At 72.4% G+C, this 25,917-nt stretch carries 22 protein-coding genes and 1 pseudogene; 12 read left to right on the top strand and 11 right to left on the bottom strand.

Translation table 11 applies throughout. The features are described 5' to 3' along the window. Window positions 1-11: 11 nt before the first annotated feature. Window positions 12-187 (bottom strand): annotated as a pseudogene (locus ACUW6W_RS06375) (transposase); the annotation flags it as partial. A 115-nt stretch (window positions 188-302) separates the two neighbouring features. Then, window positions 303-989 carry a helix-turn-helix domain-containing protein gene (locus tag ACUW6W_RS06370; RefSeq protein ID WP_020626743.1) on the bottom strand — a complete coding sequence of 229 codons (687 nt, stop codon included), beginning with the start codon at window positions 987-989 and terminating at the stop codon, window positions 303-305. Window positions 990-1,610: 621 nt separating this feature from the next. Between ACUW6W_RS06370 and ACUW6W_RS06365 the strand changes: the two genes are divergently transcribed. After that, window positions 1,611-2,933: a short-chain fatty acid transporter gene (locus ACUW6W_RS06365; protein ID WP_060973406.1), complete on the top strand. Its 1,323-nt coding sequence runs from the start codon at window positions 1,611-1,613 to the stop codon at window positions 2,931-2,933. A 173-nt stretch (window positions 2,934-3,106) separates the two neighbouring features. On the opposite strand, the gene ACUW6W_RS06360 is transcribed toward ACUW6W_RS06365, so the two are convergent. Next, window positions 3,107-3,748 (bottom strand): thymidine kinase, encoded by a 642-nt coding sequence (locus ACUW6W_RS06360; RefSeq protein WP_010079593.1) that lies wholly within the window; start codon window positions 3,746-3,748, stop codon window positions 3,107-3,109. 8 nt (window positions 3,749-3,756) lie between these two features. Beyond that, window positions 3,757-4,200, bottom strand: a complete 444-nt coding sequence (locus ACUW6W_RS06355; protein WP_012750707.1) for a DUF3151 domain-containing protein — start codon at window positions 4,198-4,200, stop codon at window positions 3,757-3,759. A 174-nt stretch (window positions 4,201-4,374) separates the two neighbouring features. Between ACUW6W_RS06355 and ACUW6W_RS06350 the strand changes: the two genes are divergently transcribed. Further along, the gene (locus tag ACUW6W_RS06350) at window positions 4,375-5,589 is read left to right on the top strand and encodes a hypothetical protein (protein WP_230277948.1); all 1,215 of its coding nucleotides are present in this window, start codon (window positions 4,375-4,377) and stop codon (window positions 5,587-5,589) included. A 65-nt stretch (window positions 5,590-5,654) separates the two neighbouring features. Here ACUW6W_RS06350 and aceB read toward each other — a convergent pair whose 3' ends face one another. Beyond that, window positions 5,655-7,418, bottom strand: a complete 1,764-nt coding sequence (aceB, locus tag ACUW6W_RS06345; RefSeq protein WP_080772563.1) for a malate synthase A — start codon at window positions 7,416-7,418, stop codon at window positions 5,655-5,657. Between the two features lie 33 nt (window positions 7,419-7,451). Beyond that, window positions 7,452-8,759 carry an isocitrate lyase gene (gene aceA, locus ACUW6W_RS06340; RefSeq protein WP_012750705.1) on the bottom strand — a complete coding sequence of 436 codons (1,308 nt, stop codon included), beginning with the start codon at window positions 8,757-8,759 and terminating at the stop codon, window positions 7,452-7,454. Between the two features lie 268 nt (window positions 8,760-9,027). On the opposite strand from aceA, the gene ACUW6W_RS06335 reads away from it, so the two are divergent. Then, entirely contained in the window at window positions 9,028-10,494 is a 1,467-nt protein-coding gene (locus tag ACUW6W_RS06335) for a helix-turn-helix domain-containing protein (protein WP_044658650.1), read from the top strand. 59 nt (window positions 10,495-10,553) lie between these two features. On the opposite strand, the gene fbaA is transcribed toward ACUW6W_RS06335, so the two are convergent. Continuing rightward, entirely contained in the window at window positions 10,554-11,576 is a 1,023-nt protein-coding gene (gene fbaA / locus ACUW6W_RS06330) for a class II fructose-bisphosphate aldolase (RefSeq protein WP_041103616.1), read from the bottom strand. 196 nt (window positions 11,577-11,772) lie between these two features. On the opposite strand from fbaA, the gene ACUW6W_RS06325 reads away from it, so the two are divergent. Continuing rightward, window positions 11,773-13,128, top strand: coding sequence for a lipase family protein (locus ACUW6W_RS06325; RefSeq protein ID WP_041103615.1), 1,356 nt, complete (start codon window positions 11,773-11,775; stop codon window positions 13,126-13,128). 51 nt (window positions 13,129-13,179) lie between these two features. Beyond that, entirely contained in the window at window positions 13,180-14,076 is an 897-nt protein-coding gene (locus ACUW6W_RS06320; RefSeq protein WP_041103614.1) for an SMP-30/gluconolactonase/LRE family protein, read from the top strand. 134 nt (window positions 14,077-14,210) lie between these two features. Here ACUW6W_RS06320 and ACUW6W_RS06315 read toward each other — a convergent pair whose 3' ends face one another. Beyond that, on the bottom strand, window positions 14,211-14,852 hold the full coding sequence (locus tag ACUW6W_RS06315; protein WP_223247569.1) for a TrmH family RNA methyltransferase: 642 nt from the start codon (window positions 14,850-14,852) through the stop codon (window positions 14,211-14,213). Beyond that, a complete protein-coding gene (locus ACUW6W_RS06310) occupies window positions 14,849-15,217 on the bottom strand; it encodes a hypothetical protein (protein WP_036316791.1) in 369 nt (122 codons plus the stop codon). The genes ACUW6W_RS06315 and ACUW6W_RS06310 overlap by 4 nt, the downstream gene beginning before the upstream one ends. A 69-nt stretch (window positions 15,218-15,286) precedes the next feature. On the opposite strand from ACUW6W_RS06310, the gene ACUW6W_RS06305 reads away from it, so the two are divergent. Further along, window positions 15,287-16,372: a magnesium and cobalt transport protein CorA gene (locus ACUW6W_RS06305; protein ID WP_036316798.1), complete on the top strand. Its 1,086-nt coding sequence runs from the start codon at window positions 15,287-15,289 to the stop codon at window positions 16,370-16,372. Window positions 16,373-16,398: 26 nt separating this feature from the next. Here ACUW6W_RS06305 and pyrE read toward each other — a convergent pair whose 3' ends face one another. Further along, window positions 16,399-16,995: an orotate phosphoribosyltransferase gene (gene pyrE / locus ACUW6W_RS06300; protein ID WP_036316789.1), complete on the bottom strand. Its 597-nt coding sequence runs from the start codon at window positions 16,993-16,995 to the stop codon at window positions 16,399-16,401. A gap of 58 nt (window positions 16,996-17,053) precedes the next feature. Here pyrE and ACUW6W_RS06295 point away from each other — a divergent pair, with 58 nt between their 5' ends. The 6 genes from ACUW6W_RS06295 to ACUW6W_RS06270 all read left to right on the top strand — a co-directional run bounded on the left by ACUW6W_RS06295 (window position 17,054) and on the right by ACUW6W_RS06270 (window position 23,871). Next, window positions 17,054-17,500: a MarR family winged helix-turn-helix transcriptional regulator gene (locus tag ACUW6W_RS06295; protein ID WP_036316787.1), complete on the top strand. Its 447-nt coding sequence runs from the start codon at window positions 17,054-17,056 to the stop codon at window positions 17,498-17,500. A 58-nt stretch (window positions 17,501-17,558) separates the two neighbouring features. After that, window positions 17,559-18,467 carry an ammonia-dependent NAD(+) synthetase gene (gene nadE, locus ACUW6W_RS06290; RefSeq protein ID WP_036316784.1) on the top strand — a complete coding sequence of 303 codons (909 nt, stop codon included), beginning with the start codon at window positions 17,559-17,561 and terminating at the stop codon, window positions 18,465-18,467. 44 nt (window positions 18,468-18,511) lie between these two features. Continuing rightward, window positions 18,512-19,339, top strand: a complete 828-nt coding sequence (locus ACUW6W_RS06285; protein WP_036316782.1) for an exodeoxyribonuclease III — start codon at window positions 18,512-18,514, stop codon at window positions 19,337-19,339. Window positions 19,340-19,357: 18 nt separating this feature from the next. Then, on the top strand, window positions 19,358-20,260 hold the full coding sequence (locus ACUW6W_RS06280) for a hypothetical protein (RefSeq protein ID WP_036383519.1): 903 nt from the start codon (window positions 19,358-19,360) through the stop codon (window positions 20,258-20,260). Between the two features lie 114 nt (window positions 20,261-20,374). Beyond that, a complete protein-coding gene (locus ACUW6W_RS06275; RefSeq protein ID WP_323662800.1) occupies window positions 20,375-22,198 on the top strand; it encodes a glycoside hydrolase family 13 protein in 1,824 nt (607 codons plus the stop codon). Between the two features lie 206 nt (window positions 22,199-22,404). Further along, window positions 22,405-23,871 carry an amino acid permease gene (locus ACUW6W_RS06270; protein WP_216881682.1) on the top strand — a complete coding sequence of 489 codons (1,467 nt, stop codon included), beginning with the start codon at window positions 22,405-22,407 and terminating at the stop codon, window positions 23,869-23,871. A gap of 82 nt (window positions 23,872-23,953) precedes the next feature. Here the strand turns inward: ACUW6W_RS06270 and ACUW6W_RS06265 are convergent, their stop codons facing one another. Continuing rightward, entirely contained in the window at window positions 23,954-25,813 is a 1,860-nt protein-coding gene (locus ACUW6W_RS06265; RefSeq protein ID WP_044658648.1) for a BCCT family transporter, read from the bottom strand. Window positions 25,814-25,917 lie beyond the last annotated feature (104 nt).

Here is a 25,917-nt window from a genome sequence, read left to right as displayed (position 1 = left end):
GCGGCCTCTCAGGGCCCGTTGACCTCGGGCAGATCCCGCCACGGAGTCCCGCACCTGCACTGGCAGATGATCGCTTCGACCATCGTGCGGACATCCGAGAAGGGTCGACCCTGCCGGCCCGTGCGGTCTGGAGCAGCGGGGCGATCAGCTCCGATCGGGCGTCGGAGACGACGTGCAACCGGGACATGGCTCCCCGGATCTCAGCGGGTCCCTGGAGCCGTTCTCAGACACGCCCTAGGCCATCTCCAGCGCCGAGGCCCGCCTCACATCCGAGGAGGTCCTCCACGCTCAGGTGACGCGGCTCAGACACGATGCAACAGTCGATCGAGGGCCTCTCGCCCGGCGGCCCGCTCACGGACGTCGTCGGAGTCCATGAGGTCCAGCGCCACGACTGTTTCAGTGCGAAGCAGGGCGGAGGGATCCACGGGGGCAGGTATGTGGCGGATCACCACTTCCCCCGCCGCCGAGGCGTCGAGGCGGAGCCGCGACTGGAGAGCCTCCAGGTCGCCGAGCAGATAGCCCTCCTCCCGCTGGTTCCCTTCGACAGCGGCGAGCCCGAAGCGGCGGGCGAGATCCGACTGATCCAGGGCGGACACCCCCGAGGGCACGAGAACGTCGGCGAGCTTGGCTCGGGCTCGAGGCGAGGCGTGGAACCGGTGGGGCCGGGCCCTGTTCTCAGCCAGTCGGTGCATCTCGGCAGCGGTGAGCGTTCGCAGCCGGGAGCGCAGACGGGAGATCCGCGGCTGGTCGAGGAAGGCCCGTCCGTTTCCTCCGGCAAGGAGGTCGACGGCGGCCCAGGCGGTCCGCGGAGCCCAGGTGCGGCCGATACCCGGCGCCCTGCGGGCACGACGGGCCAGGGCACGCTCATCGATGAACCAGGATTCTCCGAGGCGGCGGGCCGGCACATCACCGTCCTCGACGAGGCGCCGCACATAGCGGTCGGAGACCTTGAGGCGCTCGGCGGCCTCCCCCACCGTCAGAAGAGTCATGCAAGAAGAGTACCGGAGCCGGACCTGTTCATGCATGCCCGGGGAGCCCTGACTTTGAGACCCTGTCATGCCATGCACCGAGAGCGCGTGGCCCTCTCACCAGAGCCGTACTCCACCAGAGCGGAGACGGAAGGGCCATCGACAGCAGCGCCTGGAAGGGGGCAACACACCCTGGGGCGATCCCTTCGGCCTGGCGCTCCTTGATCCTTCGACGCTCGAACTCAGCGAATGCGGCCTTGATGCCGAGCATGAGTCCGGCTACGGGGGAAGTGCCGGGCCTGGGCACCGTGATCTCACTCGGTCGAGACCCGCACGGTGCATCCCTTGTCGGTGAGGTCGTCCACGCTCGCGTACAGATTCCGGGTGACCCGGCCGAGCCGGGCCACGACGTCGTCGACCACTGGGGGATCGACCGCACCGGCACCCTCGTCAGCGAGCGCCCGACTCTGGACGTGGACCAGGCCCCGCCCGAGACGATCGAGCGCCTAGAGTGATCCACATCACTCCCGCCCCGGTCTTTCACCTCCGAACAGGAGCCCCATGTCCACCACGTCCACACGTCCGCCCACGCCCAGGCCCCCGGGCCGCGCCGCCCGCGAGGGCACGTTCTTCAGCCGCGCCATGCGCCCGCTGAACACGACGATGGAGCGGTTCATCCCGTCCTCGCTCGTGTTCACCATCGTGCTGACGTTCGCGGTGGCAGCCCTGTGCCTGCTGCTCACTCCGGCCGGGCCGGCCGACGTCGTCGTGGGCTGGGGTGACGGCCTGTCCGGACTGCTGGCGTTCATCACGCAGATGGCGCTCGTGCTCATGCTCGGCCACATCCTGGCGAACACCGGTCCGGTGCGCCGCCTGCTCGCCCGGCTCGCCAGCATTCCCCGCACGCCCCTGGCCGCCTACATCTTCGTGTTCGTGGTGGCGGCGGCGGCCTCCCTCATCACGTGGGGCCTGGGCCTGGTGGTCGGTGCGCTGCTGGCCAAGGAGGTCGCGGCGCAGGCCCGTGAGCGCGGGCTGGTCCTGCACTTCCCGATGCTGGTGGCCGCCGGGTTCTCCGGGTTCGTGGTGTGGCACATGGGGTACTCGGGCTCCGGCCCGCTGACGGCCGCCACCCCCGGTTCGTTCCTCACGGAGAGCCTGGACGGCCGGACGGTCCCGGTCTCGGAGACCACCTTCTCCTGGTGGAACATCACCGCCGCCGTGGTGACCGTGCTCGTCGTGGCCCTGGCCCTGTTCCTCGTCGCCCCGCGCGCCGGGGACCGGATCGTGGAGCTGGAGATCGACGCGCGGGACCAGGACGCGGTGTCCGCACCGGAGATCGAGACGCCGGCGGACCGTCTCGACGCCTCCCGTGTCCCCACGCTCCTCGTCGGCGCCATGCTCGTGACCTATCTGGTGATGCACTTCGTCGGCGGCGGCACCCTCACCCTGGACATCGTCAACTGGTCCTTCCTCGCGCTGATCCTGCTGCTGGTGCGCAGCCCGCACGAGCTGATCGGCCTCACCCAGGGGGCCGCGTCCAACGTGGGCGAGATCCTGCTGCAGTTCCCCCTCTACGCGGGCATCCTCGGCATGATGACGACCACCGGCCTGGTGGCGGTGCTCTCGGACGCCTTCGTGGCGATCTCGAACCCGGTGACGTTCGGCCTGCTGGCGTTCCTGGCCGCGGGCCTCGTGAACTTCTTCGTCCCCTCCGGCGGCGGACAGTTCGCCGTGCAGGGCCCGATCATGCTCCAGGCCGGCGACGCGCTCGGCGTGGATCCGGCCATCACCATCATGGCCGTCTCCTACGGCGACCAGTGGACCAACATGATCCAGCCGTTCTGGGCGATCCCCCTTCTGGCGATCGCCGGCCTGAAGATGCGCGACATCCTGGGGTACACCACGGTCGTGCTGCTCGCGTCGGGGCTCGTCTTCGGCGGCACGCTCCTGCTCGTCTCGCTCTGACCCGGCCGGCCGATGCGGGCCAGGACAGACGAAGGGCCCCGGGATCACCGGGGCCCTTCGCCTGTCATCACTCGCACCTTCATCACTCGCACCTCGATGAAGTGGTTCCACCGTACGAACCGAGCATGGGCGCAGCCGTCACGCAGCCTGGCAGTTGCCTGGCAATGGCCGCCTCAGCCCAGGGCACCGCCGGACTCCGCCAGGTAGCACGTGCCGCACAGGGACTCGTAGGTCACCTGGACACCGTCGATCGCCACCTGGTCCCCCTCGAACACGAAGTGCTCGGCGCCCGTGGCCGGGTCAACGACCTTGCGCGTGTTGAACACCGCCTTCCGGCCGCACCGGCAGATGGTCTTCAGCTCCTCGAGGGAGTGCGCCAGCTCCAGCAGCCGCGCGGAGCCCGGGAAGGAGCGGGTGCGGAAGTCGGTGCGCAGTCCGTAGGCGATCACGGGGACGCCGTCGAGCACGGCGATGCGCAGCAGGTCGTCCACCTGCGCCGGCTCGAGGAACTGTGCCTCGTCCACGAGCAGACACGCCACGGGCGGGGCCTCCACGTGCCCCACGAGGGCGTCCGGGTCGTCACCGGTGGCGTGCCGGCGGAACAGCTCCCGCACGTCCGCGCCCGCCGGGACGAGGAAGTCCACGGCGCGGGTCACACCGAGGCGGGAGACGACGTCGCCCTCCCCCTTCACGTCCACCTCCGGCTTGGCCAGCAGCACCCGCTGGCCGCGCTCCTCGTAGTTGAAGGCGGCCTGCAGCAGGCCCGTGGACTTGCCGGAGTTCATGGCCCCGTAGCGGAAGTAGAGCTTGGCCACGGCTCCGCTCAGCCCTGGGCGCGGCCCTGGCCGGCCTCGATCTGCTCTGCGGCCGTGGGGTCCGAGTCCCGCAGGAAGGTGCGGATGCGCTCGACCTCCTCGGACTCCCCGATCCCGGCGGCCGCGCGGCCCAGCGCGTACAGGGCGCGCAGGAAGCCGCGGTTGGGCTCGTGGGCGTACGGCACCGGGCCGGCGCCGCGCCACCCCGCCCGGCGCAGCGCGTCCAGACCCCGGTGGTAGCCGACGCGGGCGTACGCATAGGAGTCCACGGTCCGGCCCTCGGCCCACGCGTCCTCCGCCATGAGCGCCCACACCAGGGAGGACTCGGGCGCCACCGGCACGATGTCCTCGGGCAGGTCACCTGCCTCGAGCCGGGCCAGCACCTCCGGCTCCTCCGGCAGGCGCGTGGCCGGCGGCTCCATCAGGTTCTTGCCGATCAGGGACTCGGACATGGGATGCCTCTTCTCCTCGCGGACGATGCGGTCGCGGCCGAGTCTATCGACGGCGCCGGACGCCGGACGGATCGCCGTCCCCGCGTCCAGGACGGTCCGGTACCGTAGGCGCAGCGTCCGTCCGCAGCCCCACGCTCCCGGGGCCGGGCCGCCGATGCCGTCGAAGGAGCCTCCATGACCCACCCCGCGCCCGCCCGCCGCCGTGCCCCGCTGGCCGTCGGCGTCGCCGCCCTCGCCCTCGCCCTGGCCGGCTGCGGCTCGGCCGGCCAGTCCGGTGAGCCCGCCTCGTCGACCGCCGCGGCGCCCAGCGGATCGGCGGCCTCGGCCGCGGCCGGCTCGGCCACGGAGAGCCCCACCGACCCCGCGTCCGCCGCGGCGTCCCGCGTCCGTGAGGCCCTCGCGTCGGAGTCCGCCGAGGGCACCCCGCGCGCCGAGCCGCGTCAGGCGTTCGAGACCGTCGGCCCGGGCATCAAGGACGGCGCCGCCACCGAGGCCTGGAAGAACACGGCCGCGGTCCGCAACGACACCGTCTCCGTGATGGACTGCACGCGCGACGTCCTGGACCAGCGCACCCTGGACGCCGTCGCCACGCACATCCCGGACAGCTCGAACATCGAGATCGTGCAGCTGTTCGCCTCGCAGGACGAGACCCACGAGTTCCTCACCTGCGTCTACAACGGCTACTTCGAGTACAGCCCCGGCATGCCCCTGGCGCAGGTCCACTACCAGCACAACCTCGACGGCTCCCGCCTGGAGTGGTGCCAGGAGGAGCCCGCCGCCGTGGCGGACGAGTACACGTTCGACCCGAAGACCGGCAAGGGGCTGCTCGCCCTGCTGCGCCCCGGCATGGTCGGCGGCCAGGACGGCGCCCCCCTGCTGCCCCAGCGCACCGCGTGGGCCTGCTCCGAGGACGGCAGCGAGATGGTCTCCGTGACCATGGGCTCCATGGAGGGCTTCGGCGACGCCAACGGCGGCCTCACCCAGGTGAAGAACTCGCCGGTCGCGCAGAGCACCACCCTCGTCACCGAGACCCGCGACCACCTCGCGGACACCGTGCTGAAGGACGCCGGGGACTTCCAGGAGGTCATCAAGCTCAGCTCGCCGTTCTTCCTGAACGCGCAGATGGACGAGGAGACCCTGGCCCAGGCCCGGGAGATCCCCACCGGCCGCGTGCCCGACGAGCTGCTGAACAACCAGTCCACGATCGACCGCCCCGAGGGCGCCCCCGGCCCCGTGGCCCCCGGCCAGCCGCCGCGGCCGTTCCAGGGCGCCGCGCGGGAGGCCGCCGAATCCCAGCGGGCCGCGGAGGCGTCCGCCTCGGCGTCGGCCAGCCCGTCACCGACGAAGTCGACTTCGGCCTCCCCGTCCCCCTCCACGTCCGGGGACTGACACCCGGCACGACGACGGCCGGTCACCTCGTGAGGTGACCGGCCGTCGTCGTGGGGCCCGGCGGATCAGGCCTTCGCCGCGGCGTCGTCCTGACCGGCGAAGTGCCGGCGGTACGCGCCCAGGGTGAGGAACGCCGGGTACTCCGGCGGCAGGGCCGACTCGCAGAACACGCGCACCGCGTCCTCGAACCGGTGGCCCTCGGGCAGCGGGCCGGCGAGGATCCGAGCGTGCTCCTCGCGGATCAGCTGCTCCATCCAGCCGCGGTTGGCGGTCCGCACGCCGCCCTCGGTCAGCTGCACACCGGTGCCGTTGTGTGCCCACTGCCAGATCTGGGACCGGGAGATCTCCGCCGTGGCGGCGTCCTCCATGAGTCCGTGGATCGCGGCGGCGCCGTTCCCCCGCAGCCAGGACTCGATGTAGCGGATCCCGACCTCGATGTTCATCCGCACGCCGGCCTCGGTCACCGAGCCCGTGGTCGCGGCGACGTCGAGCAGGGCGGCCTCGTCCGGCACCACGTCCTCGCGGCGGCGGGTGCGGATCTGGTTCGGGGCCTCGCCGAGCACGGCGTCGAACTCCTCCCGGGCGACCGGCACGAGGTCCGGGTGCGCCACCCACGAGCCGTCGAAGCCGTCGCCGGCCTCGCGGGCCTTGTCCGCGCGCACCTTCTCCAGCGCGGCGGCGTTGGCCTCCTCGTTCCGGCGGTCCGGGATCACGGCAGACATGCCGCCGATCGCCGAGGCGCCGCGCCGGTGGCAGGCCCGGACCAGCTGCTCCGTGTAGGCCCGCATCATCGGCTGGGTCATGGTCACCTCCGAGCGGTCCGGGAGGACGAACTCGGCCCCGCGGTCCCGGAAGTTCTTGATGATGGAGAAGATGTAGTCCCAGCGGCCGGCGTTGAGGCCCGCGGCGTGGTTGCGCAGCTGGTACAGGATCTCCTCCATCTGGAACGCCGCGGTGATCGTCTCGATCAGCACGGTGGCCCGGATGGTGCCCTGGGGGATGCCCAGCTCGTCCTGCGCCGCCACGAACACGCAGTTCCACAGCCGCGCCTCGAGATGGGACTCGAGCTTGGGCAGGTAGAAGTACGGGCCGTGGCCGCGGCGGATCAGCTCGTCGGCGTTGTGGAAGAAGTACAGGCCGAAGTCCACGAGGGCGCCGGCCATCGGCTCGCCGTCCACGCGGATGTGGTCCTCGAGGAGGTGCCAGCCGCGCGGGCGGACGATGATGGTCGGCCGGTCCGTGAGCTCGCGCTCGCGCAGCCGGTACTCCTTGCCCTCGGGGGAGGTGAAGTCGATCTGGTCGCGGATCGCGTCGAACAGGTTGACCTGCCCGTCCAGCATCCGGTCCCAGGACGGCGTCGAGGAGTCCTCGAAGTCGGCGAGCCAGCCCGAGGCGCCCGAGTTGAGGGCGTTGATCGTCATCTTCCGATCCACGGGGCCGGTGATCTCCACGCGGCGGTCCTGCAGGCCGGGGGCCAGCGGCGCCACACGCCAGGAGTCGTCCTCGCGGACCCGGCGGGTGGACCGCAGGTAGTGCGGGTTCCAGCCGTCGGTGATGCGGCGCCGGGTGTACTCCCGCTCCTCGAGCAGCCGCCGGCGGCGGTCCTCGGCCAGCCGGTGCAGGCGGCCGAGGAACGCCAGCGCCTCGTCCGTGAGGATCTCGGCCTGCCGCCCGTCGACCGGCCCGTGGACGGTCACCACGGGGGCGGCGCCCTCGGGGATGACGACGGGGATGGCCTGGGTGCTCACGTCATGCGGCAGGGGCGTGTGCTCCCGAACGTCGTCGGCATGGATCTCGTGCAGGGTGGGGGTCGTGGTCTGCGGGCTCATGGGACTGCCTCCTCGCGGTCTCGGCTGAGCGGATCAGTGGAACTGGCCGGACTCCGTGGAGCCCGCCAGGGCCACCGTGGAGCTGTCCGGGTTGATGGCGGTGGACACGGCGTCGAAGTAGCCGGTGCCGACCTCGCGCTGGTGCTTGGTCGCGGTGTAGCCGCGGGCCTCGTCGGCGAACTCGCGCTCCTGCAGCTCGACGTACGCGGACATCTGGCGCTCGTTGTATCCCTTGGCCAGGTCGAACATCGAGTGGTTCAGGGCGTGGAAGCCGGCCAGCGTGATGAACTGGAAGGTGTAGCCCATGGCGCCCAGCTCGCGCTGGAACTTGGCGATGGTGTCGTCGTCGAGGTTCTTCTTCCAGTTGAAGGACGGCGAGCAGTTGTAGGCCAGCATCTGGTCCGGGAACTCGGCCTTGACGGCCTCGGCGAACTTCCGGGCCAGCTCGAGGTCCGGCGTGCCGGTCTCCATCCAGATCAGGTCCGCGTGGGGGGCGTAGGCCTTGGCGCGGGCGATGCAGGGCTCGACGCCGTTGCGGACCTTGTAGAAGCCCTCCGCGGTGCGCTCACCGGTGATGAACTCGGCGTCGCGCTCGTCCACGTCCGAGGTGATCAGGGTGGCCGCCTCGGCATCGGTGCGGGCGATGATCACGCTGGGCACGTCGGCGACGTCGGCGGCCAGGCGGGCGGCGTTGAGCGTGCGGATGTGCTGGCCGGTGGGGATGAGCACCTTGCCGCCGAGGTGGCCGCACTTCTTCTCGGAGGCCAGCTGGTCCTCCCAGTGCACACCGGAGGCGCCGGCGGTGATCATCGACTTCATGAGCTCGTAGGCGTTGAGCGGGCCGCCGAAGCCGGCCTCGGCGTCGGCCACGATCGGCACGAGCCAGTCCTCGACGCTGCTGACGCCCTCGGCGTGCTCGATCTGGTCCGCGCGCAGCAGGGCGTTGTTGATGCGGCGCACCACCTGCGGCACGGAGTTGGCCGGGTACAGGGACTGGTCCGGGTACGTGTGGCCAGAGAGGTTGGCGTCCGCGGCGACCTGCCAGCCGGAGAGGTAGATGGCGCGCAGCCCGGCCTTGACCTGCTGGACGGCCTGGTTGCCGGTGAGGGCGCCGAGGGCGTTGGTGAACTCACCGCGGGCGTTCTCGTCCTTCAGCTGGGTCCACAGCTTCTCGGCGCCGCGGCGGGCCAGCGTGTGCTCCTCCTGGATGCGGCCGCGGAGACGGACGACGTCCTCGGCGGTGAAGCTGCGCTCGACGCCGGCCCAGCGGGGGTTGTTGTCCCAGTCGTGCTGGAGCTGTTCGGCGGAGGCGGGAGTGGAGTGGTGGGGCTGGGTGGTCATGACGTCCTCCTGAGGATCGGTCCGGTTCGTGAAGGGTTCGGTGCGACGTGTCCGTCGCTGCCGTTGACATCCACCTTGGCCCCGGGCAAGGCCCTCTGGAGCACAAAATCGGTGGAAACTCCGGCCGTTCCTGCCACTGGGTCAGAACGTGACAGTCCTTGCGCCCCCATGTGGCATGGATCACGGCAACGGCCCCCCGCTTGTCAAGAATGTGACTTTCTTTCCGTCACACGTGATCTCCTCCCCGGTTCCGTCTACAGTTCCGCGCATGATGACCCGCCCGCTTCCCGAGGACAGCGCGACCGTGGACACCGTCGCGCTGGGCCGCCGCGTCCGGCACCTGCGCAAGCAGGCCGGCCTCACCCTGGACCAGCTCGCGGAGCGCACGGGAGTGAGCGGCTCCCACCTGTCCCTCGTGGAGAACGCCCGCCGCGAGCCGCGGCTCTCGCTGGTCCAGCGGATCGCGGAGGTCCTGGGCGTGCCGGTCGAGGACCTGCTCACCGGCCGGGCCCCCACCCGGCGGGCCGAACTGGAGATCGAGGTCGAACGGTTCGCGCGCTCGGAGCACTACGCCTCCCTCGGCCTGCCGCCGCTGCGCATCGGGCCCCGCACCCCCACCGAGGTCCTCGAGGTGATCGCGGGGCTGGAGGCCGAGCTGCGCCGTCGCCTGGAGGAGCAGGCCGCCACCCCCGAGGAGGCGCGCCGCGCCAACGCCCAGCTGCGCGCCCGGATGCGCGCGGTGGACAATCACTACCCCGACCTCGAGGCCGAGGCGCATCGGCTGCTCGACGCGATCGGCCACACGGGCGGGCCGCTGGGCCTGCACGCGGTCTCGGAGCTGGCCGAGCACCTCGGCTTCACCCTGCGCTTCGTCCCGGACCTGCCGCACTCCACGCGCTCCGTCACGGACCTCAAGCACGGGCGCATCCACATCAGCGGCTCCCGCTCCTCGGACCACGACCGCCGCACCGTGGTGCTCCAGGCCCTCGCCGCCGCCGTCCTGGGCCACGGCGAGCCGCGGGACTACGAGGACTTCCTCGCCCAGCGTGTGGCGGTGAACTACCTGGCGGGCGCGCTGCTCATGCCGCAGCGGGCGGCGTCGTCGCTGCTGCGGGCCGCCCAGAAGCGCCGGGACCTGTCCGTGGACGACCTGAAGGACGCGTTCGGCGTCTCCTACGAGGCCGCCGCGCACCGGTTCACCAACCTGGCCACCGTGGACCTGGGCATCCGCTGCCACTTCCAGAAGGTCCACGAGACCGGGGTGATCCACAAGGCCTACGAGAACGACGGGATCGTGTTCCCCGCCGACCACACCGGTGCGATCGAGGGCCAGCAGGCGTGCCGGAAGTGGGGCGCACGGCAGGCCTTCTCCCGCAACGACCGGTTCCGCGCCCACACGCAGTACACGGACTCGCCCAACGGGACGTTCTGGTGCACCTCGATGATCGAGAACGGCCCCGACGGGCTGTTCGCCCTCTCCGTGGGCACCCCGTTCGAGCATGCCCGGTACTTCCGCGGCGCGGACACCCGCCACCGGGTCACCTCCACGTGCCCCGATCCGCGCTGCTGCCGCCGCCCCGACCCCGAGCTCGAGGCCGCGTGGGGCGGGCACGTGTGGCCCGCGGCCCGCATGCACGCGCATCTGCTGGCGGCCATGCCCACGCAGACCTTCCCCGGTGTGGACGAGCGTGAGGTCTTCGAGTTCCTCCAGGCCCAGGAGGAGCGGGAGGGCTGAGGACGACGCCGGCCCGCACCCTCACGCGAGGGTGCGGGCCGGCGCGGCGGACGGCGGGGTCAGCCGATGCTCTTGCCGGCCGAGTTCAGCTCGGTGCAGGCCTGGACCACGCGGGCGGCCATGGCCTCCTCGGCCTTGGCGCCCCACACGCGGGGGTCGTACTGCTTCTTGTCGCCGACCTCGCCGTCGACCTTCAGGACGCCGTCGTAGTTCTCGAACATGTGCCCGGCCACCGGGCGGGTGAACGCGTACTGGGTGTCCGTGTCCACGTTCATCTTCACGACGCCGTACTCCACCGAGTCGGCGATCTCCTGGGCGGCGGAGCCGGAGCCGCCGTGGAACACGAGGTCGAACGGGCGCTCCTTGCCGAACTTCTCGCCCACGGCCTGCTGGATCTCCTGCAGGATCTCCGGGCGCAGCTTCACGTTGCCCGGCTTGTAGACGCCGTGCACGTTGCCGAAGGTCAGCGCGGTGAGGTAGCGACCGTGCTCGCCGAGGCCGAGGGCCTCCACCGTGGCGATGCCGTCCGCCACGGTGGTGTAGAGCTTCTCGTTGATCTCGTGGGCCACGCCGTCCTCCTCGCCGCCCACGACGCCGATCTCCACCTCGAGGATCTGCTTGTTGGCGTGGGTGCGGGCGAGCAGCTCGCGGCCGATCCGCAGGTTCTCCTCGAGGGTCTCGGCGGAGCCGTCCCACATGTGGGAGTTGAAGATCGGGTCGCGCCCGGCCTTCACCTCGGCCTCGGAGGCGTCCAGCAGGGGCAGGACGAAGCCCTCGAGCTTGTCCTGGGGGCAGTGGTCCGTGTGCAGGGCGATGTTCACGGAGTACTTCTTGGCGACCTCGCGCGCGAACGCCGCGAAGGCCAGCGAGCCGGCGACCATGTCCTTCACGGAGGAGCCGGAGAAGTAGGCGGCGCCGCCGGTGGAGACCTGGATGATGCCGTCCGAGCCGGCCTCGGCGAAGCCGCGGATGGCGGCGTTCAGGGTCTGGGAGCTGGTGACGTTGATCGCCGGGTAGGCGAAGGCGCCGTTCTTGGCGGCGTCGATCATCTCGGCGTACTTCTCCGGGGATGCGATGGGCATGCTGCAGCTCCTAGGCGTCGTCGACTCGGGCAGGCGGGGGAGCGCGGCGGGCGCGCCGCCCTCGGGCTCATCCTATCCGCGCGGCCGGACCCGCCCCAGGGCCCCGGGCCCGACGGCGACGCCGGCCTGGGCACGGGCCCGTCGCTGGCCTAGGGTGAGCTGCGTCACATTCACATCCGAGAGACCGGAGACCGCCATGGCCCCCGCACGCCGCCCCTCCCGCCCCCTCGCCCTGGCCGCCGCCGTGGCCGTCGTCGCCGGGTTCGGCGCGCCGCACGCTGCCCTGGCCCAGGAGTCCGCCCCGGCCCCGGACGCGCCGGAGGTGAGCTCCGCCGTCGCGGACCTCTCGCAGCCGGCCACGACGGCCGAGGACGCCCGCTGGAACGCGGCCCGGGACGCCCTGGCGGCCGCCTCGGTCGACGACCCCTTCTACCTGCCGCCCGCCGTCGTGCCCGCGACCCCCGGCGCCCTGATCCGCAGCGAGCCCGCCGCCTTCTATCTGGATCCCGTGCGGCTGGTGCAGGTGCCCGCGCACGCCACGCGCATCATGTACGCCTCGCAGGACGCCCAGGGCCGACCCGTCGCCGTGACCGGCACCGTGCTGACCCCCACCGCCCCCTGGACGGGCGGCGGCGAGCGCCCCGTGATCGGCTACGCGGTGGGCACCCAGGGCGCGGCGGACCGCTGCGCCCCCTCGCGCACCCTCTCGACCGGCGCGCAGTACGAAGGCGTCGGGATCACGTCCCTGCTGAGCCGCGGCCACGCCGTGGTGGTCACCGACTACGAGGGCCTGGGCACCCCGGGCACGCACACCTACATGGTCCGGGAGGCCCAGGCGCACGCCGTCCTCGACGCGGTGCGCGCGGCCGCCCAGGTCTCGGGGTCGGGCGTCACCTCGACCGCGCCGGTCGCGCTCGCGGGCTACTCGCAGGGCGGCGGGGCGGCCGCGGCCGCCGCCGAGCTCGCGTCCGACTACGCCCCGGAGCTGGACCTCAAGGGCGCCTACGTGGGCGCCCCGCCGGCCGACCTCGTGCAGGTCGCGGACCGGATCGACGGCGGCCTGTACGCGGCCTTCCTGCTCTACGCGATGGCCGGGCAGCTCGCCGCGTACGACGTGGACCCGGCCACGCACCTCAACGAGACCGGCCTGACGGCCCTCGCCGGCGCGGCCGAGACCTGCGTGGCAGGCAGCCTCGCCTACGCGCACCTCGACTCCGCCACGCTGACCCACACGGGGCAGGACTTCCCTGAGCTCGTCCGCTCCGACGCCGAGCTGGCCGGGATCCTCGCCGAGCAGCGGATCGGCGCACCGGGCCGCCGTCCGGACGTGCCGGTGATGATCGCGCACTCCGTCACGGACGACGTCATCCCGTACCGCACCGGCCGCGACCTGGGCCGCCGCTGGTGCGCGGAAGGGGCACGGGTGCGTTTTGACCCGCTCCTCACCCCGACCCACGTGGGCGGCCACGTGGCCTCGCTGCCGCGGATGGGGGCGTTCCTGGACGCGACCCTCGCCGACCGCTGGACCGCCGACTCGTGCGGGTGGTTCTGAGCCTCGGCTAGCGTCGGGGCCAGGACCGTCCCGCCCACCGAAGGAGCAGTCATGCGCGCCGAGCAGGTCACCGATCCCATCACCTACCACGGCGAGGGCCCCGTCTGGGCCGCCTCGTGGGGCAGCGCCGCCGAGGGCGTGACCGCCGGCGGCGGCCTGCGCTGGGTGGACATGCTCGCCGGGGACGTCCTGTCCCTGCGCGCCGACGGCACGGTGGACCGCACGCACGTCGGGGACGTGGCCGCCGCGCTGCGCCCGCGTGCGGGGGGTGGCGCCGTCGTCGCGGTGGAGCGGGGCTTCGCCCTGATCTCGCCCGAGGGCGAGCTGACGACGCTGCCCGAGCTGTGGGGCGCGGACGCCGGGATCCGGATGAACGAGGGCGGCTGCGACCCGGACGGCCGGTTCCACTGCGGCACCATGGCGTACGCCAAGACCCCCGGCGCCGCGAACCTCTACCGGCTCGCCCCCGGACCCGACGGCGGCGCCGGCGAGGTGGACGTCGTGCTGACCGGCGCGACGACGTCCAACGGCCTGGAGTGGAGCCCGGACGGCACGCGGGCCTACTACAACGACACCCCCACGCGGCAGGTGGCCGTGTTCGACTACTCCCGCGAGGAGGGCCTGACGAACCGGCGCGTGCTCGTGGACGTGCTCGACGGCGAGGGCAAGCCGGACGGACTCACCGTGGACGCCGAGGGCGGCATCTGGGTGGCCGTGATCAGCCACGGGCAGATCCACCGGTACACGCCCGAGGGGACGCTCGACGAGGTGGTCGAGGTGCCCGTGCAGAAGACGACGGCGTGCACGTTCGGCGGCGACGACCTCGGCACCCTCTACATCACCACCTCCTGGGAGAACCTGGAGCGCGGCGAGGACCCGCTGGCCGGGGCCCTGTTCGCCGTCCGCCCGGGGGTGACGGGCCTGCCGGCCCGCCCCTTCGCGGGCTGACGCCGTCACGCCGCACGTCGTCGACGCCACCCTGCGCCGTTCTGCGCCGTCCTGCGCCGTCCTGCGCCACGAGCCAGACGAATCTGCGGTCCAGAGGCTCCTTTCAGCGCGGAATCGTCTGGCTCGCGCCGGACTCAGGGGACGGCCGCGTGCTGCCGGATCCACGCGTGCATCGCGATGCCGGCGGCCACGCCCGCGTTGATCGAGCGGGTGGAGCCGTACTGCGCGATGGACAGCACCGCGCTCGACGCCGCGCGCACCTCCGCCGACAGCCCCGGCCCCTCCTGCCCGAAGACGAGCACGCAGGCACGCGGGAAGTCGAAGGTCTCCACCGGCACCGACTCGGGGAACAGGTCCACGCCGAGCACGGGCAGCCCCTCCCCCGCCGCCCACTCCGTGAACGCCGCCACCGTCTCGTGGTGGCGCACGTGCAGGTAGCGGTCGGTGACCATGGCGCCGCGCCGGTTCCAGCGGCGCCGCCCGATGATGTGCACCCCGGCGGCGTTGAACGCGTTGGCGGTGCGCACGACGGTGCCGATGTTCAGGTCGTGCTGCCAGTTCTCGATGGCCACGTGGAACGGGTGGCGCCGCGCGTCGAGGTCCGCGACGATCGCCTCGAGGCTCCAGTAGCGGTAGTGGTCGAGCACGTTGCGGCGGTCGCCGTGCGCGAGCAGCTCCGGGTCGTAGCGCGGGTCCTCCGGCCACGGGCCGAGCCACGGCCCGACGCCGACCTCGCGGGGCGCGGCGCCGTCCTCGGCCGGCGCGGGCTCGTTCAGCGGCCGGCCTCGGACCGGTCGACGGCGGCCCAGGCGGCCCCGGCGGACACCGCGGCCACGGAGAGCACCGCCGGCCACGCACCGATCTTCTTGGCCAGCGGGTGGGAGGCGCCGAAGCCGCCGAGGTACAGGGCGGCCAGGCCCCCGGTGACGGCCGGCCCCCGCGTGGCCAACCACGTCCGGCCGGCATACAGGCCGGCGGCGGCCAGCACGACACCGCCGAGCGGCCGGATGCCGGTCTCACGGGCGGTCAGGTAGCCGCCGATCAGACCGAATGCGGTGACCGGGGCCGTGGAGACGGCGTGGGCGGGGAGCAGGGTCTTGCCGTCGCGGACGACGGGCGGGGCATGACGCGGAGTCTTCATGGCGCCACCGTAGCGCGCGCATCCTGGAATCCGCCGGGGGCCGCCGTCGGGGAGAATGTCCGGGTGAGCATGATCGACAACGCCGTGTACGTGGACGGGCGGCGCGTCCACGCCCCCTCCACCCTCGAGGACACCTGGGAGGAGTGTGAGCGCACCGGCGGCATGGCCTGGCTGGGCCTGTACCGCCCGGACGTGGCCGAGCTCCAAGCGGTCGCGGAGGAGCTGCGCCTGCACCCGCTCGCCGTCGAGGACGCCCTCGCCGGAGGCGAGCGCGCCAAGCTGGACCGCTACGGCGAGGACTCGTTCATGGTCCTGCACCCGGCCCGCTACGTCGACCGCACCGAGACCGTGGAGTTCGGCGAGCTGAGCGTCTTCACCGGTGAGCACTACGTGGTGACGGTGCGTCACGCGGAGGAGCCGGACCTGGCCGCCGTGCGACGGTCCCTGGAGACGGAGGGCCGCGAGCGCCTCGCGATGGGGCCGTGGCAGGTCACCCTGGAGATCCTGGACCGGGTCGTGGACGACTACTTCCCGGTGGCCGACGGCCTCGAACAGGACATCGCGGAGATCGAGGACCAGGTCTTCGCCGGCGACGGGCACGTCTCCCGGCGCATCTACGAGCTCTCCCGCGAGGTGCTGAACTTCCAGCACGCCATCCGCGCGCTGCCGTCCATCGTGGAGCAGCTCCAGGAGGAGGTGCGCACCCGCCTGCATGAGGACACCCGCCGCCTCGACGCCGACGGCCTGCCCCGGCGCGACGACGCCCACGCCTGGGAGGACGAGGAGCTCAGCGATCAGGCGCGCCTCGAGGTGGAGAACCTGCGCCGCCTGCGCGACGTCCACGACCACGCCGTCCAGATCAACGAGCGCGTGATGACCATGCGCCAGATGCTCAACAACGCCCTCGAGCTGGACTCGACGCTGGCGTCGAAGCGGCTGGCCGAGCAGTCGATCGCCCAGAACGAGCAGGTCAAGCAGATCTCGTCCTGGGCGGCGATCATCTTCGCGCCGCAGCTGGTGGGCTCGGTCTACGGCATGAACTTCGACGGCATGCCCGAGCTGCACTGGGCGTTCGGCTATCCGTTCGCCCTGGGACTCATGCTGGCGGTGGCCCTCACCCTCTTCGTGCTGTTCAAGCGCGCGGACTGGCTCTAGGCGGGCGGCGCGGGGCCGGCCGAGGCTCAGTCGAGGCCGAGCTCGTCCTTGCCGAACGCGTACAGGTACGGCACCCCCGCCTCCTCGGCCACGCGCTCGGCGGCGCCGGTCGCACGGTCCACGATCACGGCCACGGCCTGGACGTCGCCGCCCGCGTTGCGCACGCCCTCGACGGCGGTGAGCGCGGAGCCGCCCGTCGTCGAGGTGTCCTCCAGCACGACGACGCGGCGCCCGTCCACGCCCGGGCCCTCCACCTGCCGGCCCATGCCGTACGACTTCTGCGCCTTGCGCACCACGAACGCGTCGAGCGCGCGGCCCACGGTGCCGGCCTGATGCATCATCGCGGTGGCCACGGGGTCGGCGCCCATGGTCAGGCCGCCCACCGCGTCGAACTCGATCCCGTTCTCCTCGAGCAGGCGCAGCATCACGCGGCCGATCAGTGGGGCGGCCTCGTGGTGCAGGGTGACACGACGCAGGTCCACGTAGTAGTCCGCCTCCTTGCCGGAGGACAGGGTCACCCGGCCGTGCACCACGGCCAGCTCCTGGATGAGCTGCTTGAGCCGCTCGCGGTCCTGCTCGGGCGTGGGGACGGTGGGGGTCTGCGCGTCGGTCATGCCGCCCATGCTAGTGCGAGCCCGGCCACCCCTGCCGATTCCGTCCCGGCCTGGCTAGGCTCGGGTTATGAGCGAGATCCCGCACGACGACGCCCCCGTCCAGCATCCCTCCGGCCTGCCCCTGGCGCACTGGCTCACCCTCACCGAGGGCCTGATCGCGGCGCGCGTGGCCGAGAGCCTCGAGGAGCACGGCCTGACCCGCGTCCAGTGGCAGCTGCTGAACACCCTCACGGTGGCCCCGCAGTCCCGCGCCGAGCTCGAGGCCGGCTTCGAGGAGGAGCAGCGCGGCGCGGTGTCCGGTCAGATCGAGGAGCTGGTCGAGTCCCACTGGGTGACGGTCGAGGGCGACCTCTACACCCTCACCGCCACGGGCCGCACCGCGGGCGCCCGCGTGGGTGAGGCGGTCGAGGCCCTGCGTGCCGAGGCGACGGCGGACGTCCCGCGGGACCAGATCGACGACGCCGTCCGCGTCCTGCGCCGCATCGCCCGCAACCTGGGGCACCCGGACGCGTGAGCCGTCGTCGCCGACCGCCCCTGTCCCCGTGCGCGGGGCCGGTCCTACGCTGACCGGCATGCGTGAACTCCAGCAGCGGATCATCGCCCAGCAGGGCGTCCTCCCCGAGATCGACCCGGCGGCCGAAGTCGAACGGCGCGTGGCCTTCCTCGCCGACTACCTCGCGGCCACGGGCGCGTCCGGCTTCGTCCTGGGCATCTCCGGCGGCGTGGACTCCACGGTGGGCGGCCGGCTGGCCCAGCTCGCCGTCGAGCGTCGCCGCGCCCAGCTCGGCGTCCCGGACGCCGTCGCCCTGGGCGGCCCCGGCACCACCCCGCCGGGTGAGGCGGGGGTGGGCGCCGACGTCGTGCCCTCCCGCGAGAACCCCCGGTTCACCGCCGTGCGCCTGCCCTACAAGGTGCAGCACGACGAGGCGGATGCCCGGGCCGCCATGGACTTCGTGGGCGCGGACCAGGACGTCACCCTGAACATCGCGGAGGCCGTGCAGGGTCTGGCCGCCGCCTTCGCCGAGGCCGTGGGGGAGCCGATCTCGGACTACAACCAGGGCAACGTGAAGGCCCGCATCCGCATGACGGCCCAGTACGCGGTGGCCGGCGCCCACGGGCAGCTGGTGATCGGCACGGACCAGGCGGCGGAGGCCATCACGGGCTTCTACACGAAGTTCGGCGACGGCGGCGCGGACGTCCTGCCGCTGGCTGGCCTGAACAAGCGGCAGGTGCGGGCGCTGGGCCGCGAACTCGGCGCCCCCGAGCCCCTGTGGAACAAGGTGCCCACCGCGGACCTGCTGGACGGCACGCCGGGCCAGACGGACGAGGCCGAACTCGGGATGACGTACGAGGACATCGACGACTACCTCGAGGGCAAGGACGTCCCTACCGAGGTCGCGGAGAAGCTCGAGGGCATCTGGCTCCGCAGCCGCCACAAGCGCACCACGCCGGTGACGATCCACGACGACTGGTGGCGCTGAGGCGCCGATCCCACGGTGTCCGCGCCCTTCGATAGCCTGGCCGGGTGAAGATCGCCACCTGGAACGTCAACTCCCTCCGTGCCCGCGCCGACCGCGTCGAGGCCTTCCTCGAGCGCCATGACATCGACGTCCTGGCCATCCAGGAGACCAAGTGCCGGGACGAGAACTTCCCGTGGGAGCTCTTCGAGCGCGCCGGCTACGAGGTGGTGCACAACGGCACCTCGCAGTGGAACGGCGTGGCCATCGCCTCCCGCGTCGGCCTGAGCGACGTGCAGCGCGGCTTCCCCGGCCAGCCGCACTTCGGCAAGGGCGGCGTGGACCCGCAGGAGGAGTCCCGCGCCATCGGGGCGACCGTGGGCGCGGAGGCGGCCGACGGCGTCGCCCCGGTGCGCCTGTGGAGCCTGTACGTGCCCAACGGGCGCGGCCTGGAGAACGAGCACATGGGCTACAAGCTCGAGTGGCTGCGCGTGCTCCAGGAGCACGCGGCCGCTCGCCTCGCCGAGGACCCGGACACCCGGCTCGCCCTGACCGGCGACTGGAACATCGCTCCGCAGGACGAGGACGTGTGGGACATCGAGCTGTTCCAGCGCGAGGGCTACACGCACGTCTCCCCGGCCGAGCGCGCGGCGTTCCACGCGTTCGAGGACGCCGGGCTGGTGGACGTGGTGCGCCCGCGCCACCCCGGCCCCGGCGTGTACACGTACTGGGACTACACGGGCCTGGCCTTCCCCAAGAAGAAGGGCATGCGCATCGACTTCCAGCTGTGCTCCCCCGCCCTCGCACGGACGGTCACGGACGCCTGGATCGACCGCGAGGAGCGCAAGGGCAAGGGCGCCTCGGACCACGCGCCCGTGGTCGTCGAGCTGGGCTGAGCCACGGATGAGCCCGCGATGACCCACGACGACGGCGGCCCGCCCCCGGGTGTCGCGCGCGGCACCGCGCACCTGCGCGTCTTCCAGCCGCTGGCCACGTTCCCGGACGCGGTCCAGGCGCGGCTGATCGCCGGCGGCCACCGCACCCGTGCCGAGGTCGAGGCCGAGGCGGCCGAACGGGCCCGGCGTCGCCTGGCCCGGCCCGTGGCCGACCCGTTCCCGGAACCCGGTGAGGACGACCTGGTGCGGGTCCTCCAGGACGAGCACCGCTCCGCCTTCTACTGCCCGGACGAGCGGGGCCTGCGCGCCGAGATGGCCGCGGCCATGCTCGAGGAGACGATGCTGCCGCGGCTGCACGAGGCCGCCATCCCGCCGGCGGCGCGCGCCATGAACCGCGGCCGCGCGCTCGTGGCGCTCGAGGACGAGTGGGGCCTCTCCCCCGACCCGGACGCGGCGGGCCAGGACCCGCAGGACGAGGGCGGCGCGCCGGAGCACCACCGCGTGCAGACGCGCACGGCCACGTGGGGTGTGCCGCACGGCTGGCTCACGGTGTTCGACCCCGAGGAGCCGGTGAAGCGCCTCGTGGACGGCGAGCGCACGGCGTACCGGCGCGCCCCGATCGTGGCCGCCCGGGAGCGGGCCGGGCACGCGGCGGCGGTGCTCGCGCGGCACGCCCCGGATGCGGAGCTGATCGGCGAGCTCACGGTGATGGTGGAGTGGCTCGGCGCGTTCCACCCCGACTCGTGGATCGAGCTGGACTACGGCGGCCTCACGCGGCACGTGTGGCCGGACGACTCCGTCTTCGACCTGTGGACGCTCATCGACGCGCTCGAGGAGGGCGACGAGGCGACCGCCGGCGTCGCACAGGAACGACTGAACCGGCGCTGGGCCGCCGTCGGGATGCTGGCCAGGCTGACCTGAGCCGGCCGCCGGCGCACCGGGGTGGGGCCGACCCGGGTGCTCGAGACGCACACCACGCCGCCGACGCCGCCCACGCGGGGCGCGCGCCCCGGCGTCGGGCCTAGGGTGGATCCCATGACCACGCAGCGCCTGAGCACCCCGCCCTCGGAAGCCCGGAACCGGCCCGTCACGCCGTGGTGGGTGGACGCCGTGATCTACCAGGTGTACCCGCGCTCCTTCGCGGACGCGGACGGGGACGGCATGGGCGACCTGCGCGGCGTCACCTCGCGCCTCGACTACCTGGCCCAGCTCGGCGTGGACGCGATCTGGCTCTCGCCCTTCTACCTCTCCCCGCAGCACGACGCCGGCTACGACGTCGCGGACTACCGCGCCGTGGACCCGCGGTTCGGCACGCTCGCGGACGCGGACGCGATGATCGCCGCCGCGCACGAGGCCGGCATCCGCGTGGTCGTGGACCTCGTGCCGAACCACACCTCGTCCGAGCACGCGTGGTTCCAGGCCGCCCTGGCCGCCGGCCCCGGCTCCCCCGAGCGCGCCCGCTACCACTTCGCCGAGGGCCGCGGCGAGCACGGCGAGCTGCCCCCCAACAACTGGGAGTCCACGTTCGGCGGCGGGGCCTGGACCCGCGTGACCGAGGCGGACGGCACCCCGGGCCAGTGGTACCTGCACCTGTTCGACACCACGCAGCCGGACCTGAACTGGGAGAACGAGGAGGTGCGCGAGGAGTTCCGCTCCATCCTGCGGTTCTGGCTGGACCGCGGCGTGGACGGCTTCCGGGTGGACGTGGCCCACGGGCTCATCAAGCAGCCCGGCTACCCGGACGCCGAGCACTCCCGCATGGGCATGGTCACGGACGCGGGCGAGGACGCCGACCCCACGTTCGACCCGGACACCTTCGAGCCGCTCACCCCGTTCATGGACCAGGACCGCGTCCACGAGGTCTACCGGGACTGGCGGCGGGTCCTGGACTCCTACGACCACGAGCCGATGATGGTGGCCGAGGCGTGGGTGGCCCCGCTCTCGCGGATGTTCCGGTACGTCCGCCCCGGCGAGATGCACCAGACCTTCAACTTCACCTACCTCATGGCCGGCTGGGACGCCGCCTCGCTGACCCACGCGATCGACCGGTCCTTCGAGCAGGCCGGCCGGGTCGGCGCCCCGAACACCTGGGTGCTCTCGAACCACGACACGGTGCGCCACGCCTCCCGCTACGGCCTCGCCGACCCGAGCTCCTACCCCGCCGGCATCACGGCCGAGGACGAGCAGCCAGACGAGGCGGTCGGTCGCCGTCGGGCCCGCGCCGCCGCGATGGTGGAGCTGGGCCTGCCCGGCTCCGCGTACATCTACCAGGGCGACGAGCTGGGCCTGCCCGAGCACACCACCCTCGCCGCCGAGCATCGCCAGGACCCGTACTTCTTCCGCACGGACGGCAAGGAGCCCGGCCGCGACGGCTGCCGCATCCCTCTGCCGTGGGCCGCGGACGAGCCGTCCTACGGCTTCTCGACCCCCGCGGACGACGACGGCCCCGCGTCCGCCGCCGAGGGCGTCGCCGCGCCGTGGCTGCCCCAGCCCGCGTCCTTCCGGGCGCTGGCGGCGGACCGGCAGGTCGGCGTCGAGGGCTCCGTGTTCGAGCTGTACCGGCGTCTGCTGCAGATCCGCGGCGAGCTCGACCTGGGCACGGGCACGTTCGCGTGGTCCGAGCACCACGACCCCGCACGCGGGGTGCTGGCGTTCACGGTCACCTCGGGCGGTGGCCGGCACCTGGGCTCGGGCGAGCCGATCCCGGCGCGCACCGTGCTCGTGATGGCGAACCTGTCGACCGATCCCGTCGACCTGCCCGCGGGCCATTCCCGGGCCCTGTTCTCCCTCGAGGAGGCAGAGGCCGTGCAGGACGGGCAGCTCGCGCACGACGCCGCCGCGTGGCTGCTCATGGACTGAGCCGGGCACGCCCCGGGACCCGCCGGGGCGCCACAGATCTTCCGCGAGGAATCAGCGGTGGCCGAGGCCACATCATCCGGCACGGTCGGATGAACTCGACGTAACGTCCACGATGACTCGCATCACACCGGACAAAGTGGCATGAACGCTGTGTCACGAGTCACCATGGCGTGTCCTGATCCACCCCCTTCGAGCGGAGACTTCACGTGAGCACCTCCCCCTCCGGCTCCCGCGTCGCCGAGCCCGACGCGGCCACCACGGACCGCGGGCAGCTGCACCGCGGCCTGAGCCAGCGGCACATCATGTTCATCGCCCTGGGCACGGCGGTGGGCACCGGCCTCTTCTACGGCTCGGCCGGCGGCATCCAGGCCGCCGGGCCGGGCGTGATCCTGTCCTTCCTCGTCGCCGGCGCCGCCGTGTTCCTCGTGATGCGCGCCCTCGGCGAGATGACGCTCCGTGAGCCCGTCTCCGGCTCCTTCGCCGCCTATGCCTCCCGTTATCTCGGCCCCTTCGCCGGCTACGTGACCGGCTGGACCTTCGTCTTCGAGCTGGCCGTCGTGATCATCGCGGACACCGCCGCCATCACCACGTACATGGCGTTCTGGTTCCCGGGGGTCCCGGCCTGGGCCTGGGTCGCGGCCACGATCCTCGTGGTCGGCCTGATCAACTTCACGCACGTCGGCAACTTCGGTGAGGCCGAGTTCTGGCTGACGCTCGTGAAGGTCGGGGCCATCGTGGCGATGATCTTCGGCGGTGTGATCCTGCTCTTCACCGGCGCCTCCACCGCGGACGGCACCCAGGCGAGCCTGGCGAACCTCGTGGACCACGGCGGATTCCTGCCGCACGGCATCCTGGGCGTGCTGACCGCGCTCACCATCGTGACGTTCTCCTTCGGCGGCGTCGAGACCCTCGGCGTGGCCGCGGGCGAGGCCAAGAACCCGGAGAAGGTGCTGCCCAAGGCCATCAACACGGTGCCGATCCGCATCCTGTTGTTCTACGTGCTGACGATGGCGGTCATCATGGCCCTCGTCCCCTGGAACCAGGTGGACGGCAAGGCCAGCCCGTTCGTGCAGATCTTCGAGGGCCTCGGCGTCCCCTTCGCCCCGCACCTGCTGAACTTCGTGGTGCTCACGGCCGCCGTCTCCGCGATCAACGCCTGCATCTACGCGTCCGGTCGCCTGCTCTACGCGATGGCCCATGACGGCCAGGCGCCCCGGGCCTTCACCCACACCAACCGCGGCGGCGTGCCGTGGCTGTCCGTGGCCGTGACGCTGGGCGTGATGGTGCTCGGCGCGGTGCTGATCACCGTGGACCCGAACGCCTTCAGCCTGGTGGCCGGCGTCGCCTCGTTCGCCGTGGTGCTGACCTGGGCCATGATCTTCCTGTCCCACCGCGCCATGCGCAGGCGCGTCGCGGAGCAGGGCGCGGAGCCGTCCCCCTTCCCCATGCCGCTGGGCAACGTCGGCACCTACCTGGGCCTGGCGTTCGTGGCCACCGTGGTGATCACCATGGCTACCATCCCGGATTCGCGCCGCGCGCTCATCATCGGTCTCGTGTGGGTCGCGGTCCTGACCCTCGCCTGGTTCGTCACGGGCACCCGCACGTCGGCCGCGGCCCACAGCCGCACCGGCACCCTGCCGGTGGTCCGCACCCGCCAGTCCCACGAGGACTGACCCCCACGACGACGACGGCCCCTGTCCCGCGCGGGACAGGGGCCGTTCTCGTCGGGGCCGGGAGGGCGCCCGGGGGCGGACGTCAGTGCTCGTGGCGGCGCAGCCGGGGGCGGCGAGGCCCGGCCGAGGCCGGGACGCCGGCGGCCGCATCGGCGATCCGCTGCTGGTGGTCCCGGCTGAGCGAGGCCCACCACTGCGAGGCCGCCACGGGGCCGGCGTCGACCACCTCGTCGTCGTCGGACTCGAGGCCCAGGCGGTCCTTGATGGAGGCCAGCATGGCCTTGCGGCGCACCGCCTCCACCCGCGCCACGGAGTAGCCGAGCGAGCGGAACGTGGCCAGGCAGATCAGCAGCATCAGCACGGAGAACGGCAGGCCGATCGTGATGGCCAGGACCTGGATCGCGGACAGGCCGCCGGCGGCCAGCAGGGCCGCGGCCATGAGCGAGGTGGCGATGGCGAAGAAGATCTTCACCGTGGCCTTCGGGTTCACGTCACCGCCCGTGGCGAGCATGCCCATCACGAGCGAGCCCGAGTCGGCGGAGGTGATGAAGAAGATGCCCGAGAGGATGATGGCGCCGACCACGAGCATCATGCCCGCGGGCAGCTGCTCGAGCACCTGGAACAGCGCGGTGTTCGAGTCGATGGCGCCGTCCGCGCCCACCACGGAGGTGTACCCGGCCGGGCGGGTGGTCTCGAGGAAGATCGCGGTGCCGCCCAGGATGCCGAACCAGACCACGCAGACCAGGGTGGGCACCAGCAGCACGCCGGCGATGAACTCGCGCACGGTGCGACCGCGCGAGATGCGGGCGATGAAGATGCCGACGAACGGCGTCCAGGACATCCACCAGCCCCAGTAGTACGCGCTCCAGCCGGCCTGCCACGCGTCGCCCTCGGCGCCGTAGAACGCGGAGACGTTGAGCGAGTTCGCGAAGAAGTACTGCATGTAGGAGCCGAGGGACTGCACCATCTCCTTGAACAGGAACGCGGTGGGTCCCACGATCGCGATGAACAGCAGCAGGCCGGCGGCCAGGATCAGGTTGGTGTTGGACAGCCACTTCATGCCGCGCTCCACGCCGGAGACCACGGTGTAGAGCACCACGCAGGTGACCGCGCCGATCATGACGTACTCGAGCCAGGGGCTGTCCTCGGGCACGATGCCCAGCGCGCGCAGGCCCGCGGACATCTGGGTGACCCCGAGGCCCAGCGAGGTGGCCACGCCGAAGACGGTGCCGATGAGGGCGATGTTGTCGATCAGGTGGCCCCAGCCGCCGCGCACGCGGCGCTCGCCGATCAGCGGCTCGAAGGCCCAGCGCAGCGCGAGGGGACGGCCACGCCGGTGGATGGCCAGCGCGACCGCCACGCCCACCACCGCGTAGATCGCCCAGGGCTGCAGGCCCCAGTGCAGGAACGTGGTGGCCAGCGCCGACTGGGCGGCCTCCGCCTGGGTGGGGTTGGCGGCCGCCACGTCGGGCCGCGGATCGGTGAAGTGCATGAGCGGCTCGGTCATGCCGAAGAACACGAGGCCGATGCCCATGCCCGCCGCGAAGAGCAGGGAGAACCAGGACAGCGTGGAGAACTCGGGCTTCTCATCGGGCTTGCCCAGGGTGATGTCGCCCTTGCGGGAGAACGCGAGGTAGCCGCAGAACAGCACGAAGAACAGGGCGACGAGCGCGTACCACCACGAGAAGTTCGTGATGATGGCCTGCTGGACCAGGCCGATGCCCACGGTCATCTGCTCGGGGGCGAGCAGCGTGGCCCCCACGAAGGAGAGCACGATGACCGCGGAGGGCCAGAACACCCACGGCAGCAGGACGCGGTCGCGGGCGGCCGCGGCGGAGGTGGCAGGGGCGACGCCGGCGTCGGGGGCGGTCGCCGAGGACGGATGGTTCCCGGGTTGCTCGGGGATCATGGGCTCGGTCGAGGGCGGTGTCGGATCGCTCATCCTCCCGACCCTACGTGGTCCCGCGCGCAGGCCCCCCGCCTGAGACGCGGCCGAGTGGACGGTCTCACCCGGCCGGGTGACCGCGCCCACGGCCCCGGCGCGGG

Source organism: Micrococcus sp. 093350064-1 (assembly GCF_053627955.1).
This window is presented reverse-complemented; position numbering and strand designations above follow the sequence as displayed.

Coding starts and splice junctions, on each gene's coding strand:
- aceA (WP_012750705.1), bottom strand. CDS start 8,759: ATGACCACCCAGCCCCACCACTCCACTCCCGCCTCCGCCGAACAGCTC.
- nadE (WP_036316784.1), top strand. CDS start 17,559: ATGCGTGAACTCCAGCAGCGGATCATCGCCCAGCAGGGCGTCCTCCCC.
- ACUW6W_RS06275 (WP_323662800.1), top strand. CDS start 20,375: ATGACCACGCAGCGCCTGAGCACCCCGCCCTCGGAAGCCCGGAACCGG.
- ACUW6W_RS06370 (WP_020626743.1), bottom strand. CDS start 989: ATGACTCTTCTGACGGTGGGGGAGGCCGCCGAGCGCCTCAAGGTCTCC.
- ACUW6W_RS06280 (WP_036383519.1), top strand. CDS start 19,358: ATGACCCACGACGACGGCGGCCCGCCCCCGGGTGTCGCGCGCGGCACC.
- ACUW6W_RS06350 (WP_230277948.1), top strand. CDS start 4,375: ATGACCCACCCCGCGCCCGCCCGCCGCCGTGCCCCGCTGGCCGTCGGC.
- pyrE (WP_036316789.1), bottom strand. CDS start 16,995: ATGGGCGGCATGACCGACGCGCAGACCCCCACCGTCCCCACGCCCGAG.
- ACUW6W_RS06355 (WP_012750707.1), bottom strand. CDS start 4,200: ATGTCCGAGTCCCTGATCGGCAAGAACCTGATGGAGCCGCCGGCCACG.
- ACUW6W_RS06305 (WP_036316798.1), top strand. CDS start 15,287: ATGATCGACAACGCCGTGTACGTGGACGGGCGGCGCGTCCACGCCCCC.
- ACUW6W_RS06295 (WP_036316787.1), top strand. CDS start 17,054: ATGAGCGAGATCCCGCACGACGACGCCCCCGTCCAGCATCCCTCCGGC.
- fbaA (WP_041103616.1), bottom strand. CDS start 11,576: ATGCCCATCGCATCCCCGGAGAAGTACGCCGAGATGATCGACGCCGCC.
- aceB (WP_080772563.1), bottom strand. CDS start 7,418: ATGAGCCCGCAGACCACGACCCCCACCCTGCACGAGATCCATGCCGAC.
- ACUW6W_RS06310 (WP_036316791.1), bottom strand. CDS start 15,217: ATGAAGACTCCGCGTCATGCCCCGCCCGTCGTCCGCGACGGCAAGACC.
- ACUW6W_RS06265 (WP_044658648.1), bottom strand. CDS start 25,813: ATGAGCGATCCGACACCGCCCTCGACCGAGCCCATGATCCCCGAGCAA.
- ACUW6W_RS06335 (WP_044658650.1), top strand. CDS start 9,028: ATGATGACCCGCCCGCTTCCCGAGGACAGCGCGACCGTGGACACCGTC.
- ACUW6W_RS06325 (WP_041103615.1), top strand. CDS start 11,773: ATGGCCCCCGCACGCCGCCCCTCCCGCCCCCTCGCCCTGGCCGCCGCC.
- ACUW6W_RS06365 (WP_060973406.1), top strand. CDS start 1,611: ATGCGCCCGCTGAACACGACGATGGAGCGGTTCATCCCGTCCTCGCTC.
- ACUW6W_RS06320 (WP_041103614.1), top strand. CDS start 13,180: ATGCGCGCCGAGCAGGTCACCGATCCCATCACCTACCACGGCGAGGGC.